The sequence below is a fragment of the Halanaerobiales bacterium genome (assembly GCA_035270125.1).
Taxonomy (GTDB): Bacteria; Bacillota; Halanaerobiia; order Halanaerobiales; family DATFIM01; genus DATFIM01.
Map to the genome: position 1 here is coordinate 1 of DATFIM010000102.1, position 6093 is coordinate 6093.

Here is a 6093-nt window from a genome sequence, read left to right on the forward strand (position 1 = left end):
GCGATACAGATATGTACATATCACACCGCAGGGATAAAAGCCCAGACGGGGAGGTTCTACTCTTAGTGTAGTAGAGTCTTCCTGTCTGGGTTTTTTCTATTTTATTAAAAAGTAATTGCAGGAGGTAAAAATTTGAATAAAAAGGATAAAAGCAAACAAAAAATTGGAATTATCGGTGGCGGACAATTGGGTAAAATGATGATTTTGGAAGCTAAAAAAATGGGATTTTATGTTAGTATTTTGGATCCAACTAAAGAATGTCCGGCAGATAGTATTGCTGATGAACATCTAGTAGCTGATTTTGATGACCATCAGGCGATTAGAAAATTAGCAGAGAAAACGGATATTTTAACTTATGAGTTTGAACATATTGGAGTAGAAATTTTAAAAGAATTGGAAGCTGAGGGATATAATATTTATCCGACAGCTCATAGTCTGGAGATTATACAAAACAAATTTAATCAAAAAACAGTTTTAAAAGATGATAAGATAGCAGTTCCAGATTTTAAAAAAGTAGATAATTTAGATGATATAAAGAAGGGAGCTAAAGAATTTGGTTATCCCTTAATGTTAAAAAGTTGTACTGGAGGTTATGATGGTAAGGGTAATTATTTAATAAAAGATGAAAAAAAGGTTGAGGAAGCTTTTAATGATTTAGGGTCTGGTAAAACACCCCTTATGGTAGAAAGATATATACCATTTAAAAAAGAAATATCAATTATTGCTGCCAGAGCTCTTAATGGAGATATGGAGGTTTATCCAATAGGAGAAAATGACCACAAAAATAATATATTATATGAAACAAAAGTTCCAGCAGAGATTTCTGATAAGTTAAAAAATGAAGCAGAAGATTTCGCTAAAGAAGTATTGGAAGTTTTTGAAGGAGTAGGAATTTTTTGTGTTGAAATGTTTGTTACTGAAGATAATGAACTTTTAGTAAATGAAATAGCTCCCAGACCTCATAATTCTGGTCACTATTCTATTGAGGGTTGTGTTACCTCTCAATTTGAACAACATATAAGAGCTATTGCTGATTTACCCTTAGGTGATCCTTCTTTAATTAAACCTTCAGTTATGAGAAATATTCTTGGTTCAGGAAAGAAAGGTAAAGCTAAGGTTGTTGGTTTTGAATCAGCTCTGGAAGTTAAAGGTGCTAAAGTTCATATTTATAATAAAAAGATGGCCCGTCCTGGAAGAAAGATGGGACATTTAACTGTTACAGCTGATAATCTTAATGAGGCAGCCCAAAAAGCTTATAAAGCAAGTGAATTAATAGATATTAAAGGATAAAAATTAATATTCAGGAGGTTAAAAAATGGATAACAAGGTAGGTATTATTATGGGAAGTGATTCTGACCTTCCCATTATGAAGGAAGCAGCTGAGATTTTAGATGATTTTAATCTTGACTATGAATTAACAGTAGTTTCAGCTCATAGGACTCCAGAAAGATTATATAATTATGCTGAAAATGCAGAAGAGGAAGGTTTTGATGTAATTATAGCTGGAGCGGGTGGAGCAGCTCATCTGCCAGGGATGGTAGCAGCGATAACTTCTTTACCAGTTATAGGAGTTCCAATAAAAACTTCTAAACTTAGTGGTCTTGATTCACTTTATTCAATAGTTCAAATGCCAGGTGGAGTTCCAGTAGCTACAGTAGCAATTAATGGAGCAAAAAATGCTGCTTTACTTGCTATTGAAATGTTAAGTATTGCTAATGTAGATTTGAGAAATAAATATAAAGAATATAAAGATAGTATGGAAAAAGAAGTACAGAAAACAGCAGCTAGAGTAGAAAAGATGGGATATAAAGATTATCTAGAAAAATATGATAAATAATAATAAATTTAGAGAGGAAGATAAGATGGAACGTAATATTTTTGAAAATATTAGCCCCTTAGATCATAGGTATTCTTTGAGAGATGATGAATTTGATGCCTATCAGGATTATTTTTCTGAGGAAGCAAAGGTTAAATATCAGGCAAAAGTAGAAGAGGTTCTTGTAAGAACCCTTGCTGAAAGAGGAATCTGTTCAAAAGAAATCGCTGATGAAGTAGAATCTGCTGTTTCAGAAATAGAGGCAGAAGAGGTCTATCAGGAGGAAAAAAAGACTAAACATAATATTAGAGCCTTAGTAAATTGTATTCAAGAAAAGGTAAGTGAAGAAGCCAAACCATATGTTCATTTTACCACAACTTCTTTTGATATAGTCGATACAGCTAATGTTTTACGTTTAAAAGAAGCAACCAATGGACTGCTTTTACCAACCTTAAAAAGTCTTGAAAAGAAGTTGATTGAAATTGCAGAAAGAGAAAAAGAAACTGTGCAAATCGGAAGAACCCATGGCCAGGCTGCAGTCCCTATTACTTTTGGATTTACTATAGCTGAATATGTGAGTAGATTAGGAGAGAGAATAGAAGCTATTGCTAATTCTGCAACTAAATTAAGAGGGAAAATTTCAGGAGCAGTTGGAGCTTATAATGCCAGTTCTCTCTTTTTTGATGACCCGGAAGATTTTGAAAAACAGGTTCTTTCTCACCTTGGTTTAAAAGCAGGAGAGTATTCAACTCAGATTATAATGCCAGAAAGTGTTACTGATTATGTTCACACCTTAATTTCTACGTTTGGAGTACTTGCAAATTTCAGTGATGATATGCGTCATTTACAGAGAAGTGAAATAGGAGAAGTTGGTGAACATTTTTCCAAAGATCAGGTTGGTTCTTCTACAATGCCTCATAAAAGAAATCCAATTAATTATGAAAATGTAAAAAGTATGTGGAAAAAATTCATGCCACAGATGGTCACCTTATATCAGGATCAAATTTCTGAACATCAACGTGATTTGAGTAATTCTGCTTCTTCTCGATTTATTCCAGAAGTAATTGTTGCTTTAATGTTGTCAACAAATAGGCTGATAAGGGTAACGGAAAAATTGGTGGTTGATCAAAAAAATATTGCTGAAAATTTTGCTAAATATAAAGAAATGGTAGTAGCAGAACCACTATATATTTTGTTAGCATCTTATGGACATCCTGATGCTCATGAAGCTGTTAGAAAGTTGACTCTTAAAGCTGAGGAAAGTGGAAAACCTTTGAGAAAATTAGTAAAAGAGGAAGAAAGTTTAAAAAGATATTTAGATAAATTTAATGATAAACAGTGGGAACTTTTATTAAATCCAGAGAAATATATTGGAATAGCAGTAGAAAAAACTGAAAAGATAACTACTAAGTGGAGTGGTAAATTAAATTTATAAGAGGAGGGTATTTTAATGAAAAAGGTGAAAATGATTTATGAGGGAAAAGCAAAAAAATTATATAAAACTTATAAAGATGATCAATTGATTTGTGAATTTAAAGATGATGCTACTGCTTTTGATGGCGAAAAAACAGGTCAGATTAAGAAAAAGGGAGAAATGAATGCTGAATTAACAAAAATATTCTTTGAAATGCTTGAAGAAAAAGGTATATCCACTCATTTAATCAAAAAAATTAATAAAACTGATTTGCTTATTAAAAATTTAGAAATAATTCCTGTAGAAGTAGTTATGCGCAATAAAGCTGCTGGAAGCCTTGCTGAAAGACTGGGAAAAGAAGAAGGTAGTAAAATGGCTGAACCTATTTTAGAATTTTATTATAAAAGTGATGAATTGGGAGATCCAATGTTAAATAAAAATCATATTTTTGCAGAAAATCTTGCTACTGAAGAAGAAATAACTAAAATTAGTGAATTAGCTTATAAAATAAATAAACATCTAAAAGAATATTTAGCTGCTAAAAATATTGATTTAATTGATTTTAAGTTAGAATTTGGCAAAGATGAAAAAGGAAAAATATACCTTGCTGATGAAATTACACCAGATACCTGTCGTCTCTGGGATATTGAAACTCAAAAAAGACTTGATAAAGATCGTTTTCGTAGAGATCTAGGTGAAGTAGAAGAAGCCTATCAGGAAATCATGAAAAGAATTAAAGGATAGTTAATATCTGCCTTCTTAAATGAGAGGGCAGATTTCGTATTTTAATAAAAATTAAAAGGAGAGATATAGATGAAGTGGGAGATAAAAGTTGAAACTAAATTAAAAGAAAGTATTCTTGATCCACAGGGCCAGGCAGTTTCTTCGGGATTGGAGGCCTTAGGTTATAAAAATGTTTCAGATGTACATGTTGGTAAATATATGGAATTAACTGTTGATGATATCGATAATAGAGAAGAAGTTAAAAAACAGGTTGATGAAATGTGTCAAAGACTTCTGGCCAATCCTGTTATTGAAGATTATAGTTTTCAAATTGAAGAGGTGGAAAAATAATGCGCTTTGCAGTAATAACTTTTCCTGGATCTAATTGTGATCAGGACTGCTATCATGTCACAGATAATATTTTTGGAATAGAGACCGATATGCTCTGGTATGAGGATGAAGTTGAACTTAGTAATTATGATTGTGTAATCTTACCTGGTGGATTTTCTTATGGAGATTATTTAAGATCAGGGGCAATTGCTCGTTTTGCTCCTTTGATGGATAAAGTGATTGAATATGCCAATAACGGCGGCCTTGTTCTGGGTATCTGTAATGGATTTCAAATATTACTGGAAGCCGGACTTCTACCAGGAGCGATGAAGGTAAATAATAATTTGAAATTTGTCTGTAAAGATATTGCTCTTGAGGTAGTCAATGGAGAAAATCCTTTTACAAATCAAACCCAAAAAGGTGAAAAGATAATTTTGCCTGTTGCTCATGGGGAAGGAAATTATTATATTGATGATAAAGGATTGGTTGATTTAAAGAAAAATGACCAGATTGTACTTCGTTATCTAAATGATGAAGAAAATCCCAATGGATCAGTTGATAATATAGCAGGTATTTGTAATAAAGAAGGAAATATATTTGGACTTATGCCCCATCCAGAAAGAGCTGCAGAGAAAATTTTGGGATCAAAAACAGCTGATGGATATAAGATATTTGCTTCAATTATAAAATATTTAGAAGAAAATAGTTCTAATAAAAGAGGTGAAAAGATTGAGTCATAAAGATTGGGAAAAAGAAGGGCTAACAAAAGCAGAGTATGAAATGATAGTTGAGTTATTGGGAAGAGAGCCAAATAGAGCTGAACTGGGAATGTATGGAGTAATGTGGTCTGAACACTGCAGTTATAAAAATTCGAAACCAGTACTAAAAAAGTTTCCAACTGCAGGAGAACAGGTTATTCAGGGCCCAGGTGAAAATGCAGGTATTATTGATATTGGTGATAATCAGGCAATTTCTTTTAAAATAGAAAGTCATAATCACCCTTCAGCGATTGAACCATATCAGGGTGCAGCCACCGGCGTTGGCGGAATTATAAGAGATATTTTTACAATGGGAGCAAGACCAATTGCCAGCCTTAACTCACTTCGTTTTGGTGAACTTGATGATGAACATGTTCGTTTTTTATTTGATGGTGTAGTTGAAGGAATAGCAGGCTATGGAAACTGTATTGGAATTCCAACTGTTGGTGGAGAAGTATATTTTTCAGATTCATATAAAGAAAACCCACTGGTTAATGCGATGAGTGTTGGTTTAATGGACCAGGAAGATATTTCTACTGGAACAGCTAAAGGTGTAGGTAATCCAGTTATGGTCGTTGGTGCTACTACCGGTCGTGATGGAATCCAGGGAGCAAGTTTTGCTTCTGATGAACTAACTGAAGAATCTGAAGAAGATAGACCTGCTGTCCAGGTAGGAGATCCATTTATGGAAAAATTATTATTGGAAGCTTCCCTTGAGCTAATAAAAACAGGAGCACTGGTAGGTATTCAGGATATGGGAGCAGCCGGACTTACAAGTTCATCCTGTGAGATGGCTTCCCGTGGTGGAGCCGGTATCGAATTTGATATAGATTCAGTACCTAAACGAGAAGAAGGAATGACTCCTTATGAAGTGCTTTTATCAGAATCACAGGAGAGGATGTTAGTTGTTCCTAGAAAAGGTAAGGAAGATTTGGTTAAAGAGATTTTTGATAAATGGAACTTAAAAGCAGCTGTAATTGGAAAGGTAACCGATGATGGTATGCTCAGAGTTTTTAATAAAGGAGAGATTGTAGCAGAAGTTCCAGCAAGTT

General features: G+C 33.4%; 7 protein-coding genes. All 7 read left to right on the forward strand.

Going from position 1 to position 6093, the window contains the following annotated elements:
- Nucleotides 1-132: 132 nt before the first annotated feature.
- Nucleotides 133-1290: a 5-(carboxyamino)imidazole ribonucleotide synthase gene (locus VJ881_05435; protein HKL75493.1), complete on the forward strand. Its 1158-nt coding sequence runs from the start codon at nucleotides 133-135 to the stop codon at nucleotides 1288-1290.
- Nucleotides 1291-1315: 25 nt separating this feature from the next.
- Complete coding sequence (gene purE, locus VJ881_05440) at nucleotides 1316-1837, forward strand: 5-(carboxyamino)imidazole ribonucleotide mutase (protein ID HKL75494.1); 522 nt, start codon at nucleotides 1316-1318, stop codon at nucleotides 1835-1837.
- A 25-nt stretch (nucleotides 1838-1862) separates the two neighbouring features.
- Nucleotides 1863-3251, forward strand: coding sequence for an adenylosuccinate lyase (gene purB, locus VJ881_05445; protein ID HKL75495.1), 1389 nt, complete (start codon nucleotides 1863-1865; stop codon nucleotides 3249-3251).
- Between the two features lie 15 nt (nucleotides 3252-3266).
- Nucleotides 3267-3974, forward strand: a complete 708-nt coding sequence (gene purC, locus VJ881_05450; protein HKL75496.1) for a phosphoribosylaminoimidazolesuccinocarboxamide synthase — start codon at nucleotides 3267-3269, stop codon at nucleotides 3972-3974.
- Nucleotides 3975-4043: 69 nt separating this feature from the next.
- Nucleotides 4044-4304, forward strand: coding sequence for a phosphoribosylformylglycinamidine synthase subunit PurS (gene purS / locus VJ881_05455; GenBank protein HKL75497.1), 261 nt, complete (start codon nucleotides 4044-4046; stop codon nucleotides 4302-4304).
- Complete coding sequence (purQ, locus tag VJ881_05460; protein HKL75498.1) at nucleotides 4304-5023, forward strand: phosphoribosylformylglycinamidine synthase subunit PurQ; 720 nt, start codon at nucleotides 4304-4306, stop codon at nucleotides 5021-5023. Before purS ends, purQ begins: the two co-directional genes overlap by 1 nt.
- Nucleotides 5013-6093: phosphoribosylformylglycinamidine synthase subunit PurL (gene purL, locus VJ881_05465; GenBank protein HKL75499.1), on the forward strand; the 1081-nt coding region annotated here is incomplete at its 3' end. The genes purQ and purL, both read left to right, overlap by 11 nt.

Coding starts and splice junctions, on each gene's coding strand:
- purE (HKL75494.1), top strand. CDS start 1,316: ATGGATAACAAGGTAGGTATTATTATGGGAAGTGATTCTGACCTTCCC.
- purB (HKL75495.1), top strand. CDS start 1,863: ATGGAACGTAATATTTTTGAAAATATTAGCCCCTTAGATCATAGGTAT.
- purC (HKL75496.1), top strand. CDS start 3,267: ATGAAAAAGGTGAAAATGATTTATGAGGGAAAAGCAAAAAAATTATAT.
- purS (HKL75497.1), top strand. CDS start 4,044: ATGAAGTGGGAGATAAAAGTTGAAACTAAATTAAAAGAAAGTATTCTT.
- purQ (HKL75498.1), top strand. CDS start 4,304: ATGCGCTTTGCAGTAATAACTTTTCCTGGATCTAATTGTGATCAGGAC.